Below are 632 nucleotides of genomic sequence, written 5' to 3'. Positions count from 1 at the left end.
CAATTGTCCCAGTGACCAGCGGGGCTATGATTCCATATCGAAATAAAGCGATATCTGTTGATTTTTTTGCGTTCATTTGCCTTGTTCCTCCTTATACAGCTGCCATTGTATATGAAGTTTAAGGTCTTCGAAAGTCAGGCTATGTGGGTAGGGCTGTATAGAATATTTGGTGTGCATTTAATCTGCATAAACTGTCTTTTGAAATGAAAAAAGCACTGAAAAACCAGAGAACTATCTAATTGAATATTTTCAGATAGCAGTCTTTGTTTCCAATGCATCGTATACTGTTTCTTTATGTAAGAAATATTAGATTCATCTATATTTGGGTTCTCAATCATAAGCTGATTTAAATCCTGCATAGAATTTGAGCGAATAATGGATAGAGTGTCATGAAATAGAATTTGACTATAAGGAATAATGACAGATAGTAAAAATGCATGTGTATGATGACAATGCTTACATTTGAATCTTTGAATTTTAAGGGGAATGATGCCATCTGGTGTTTTTATTTTACGCGTATAAAAGCCATGCTTGATAAGATGTCCTTTGTGATGACATGAACATTCTAGAGAAGCGATATTAAGATCTTCAAGACATTCATTATAAAATGTTTGCATTTTAGAAAAGTTTTG

1 protein-coding gene is annotated in these 632 nt (G+C 33.2%); it reads right to left on the bottom strand.

Annotated elements, in window-relative coordinates; genetic code table 11:
• Window positions 1–134: 134 nt before the first annotated feature.
• Window positions 135–632 (bottom strand): DUF6431 domain-containing protein (locus tag B5E48_RS13825; RefSeq protein ID WP_206407355.1); only part of this gene is annotated, 498 nt, incomplete at its 5' end.

The sequence above is a fragment of the Massilimicrobiota sp. An105 genome (assembly GCF_002161155.1).
Lineage (GTDB): Bacteria > Bacillota_I > Bacilli_A > Erysipelotrichales > Coprobacillaceae > Allocoprobacillus > Allocoprobacillus merdigallinarum.
The sequence above is the reverse complement of the archived record's forward strand: the minus strand, read 5'-3'. Positions and strand labels throughout refer to the sequence as shown.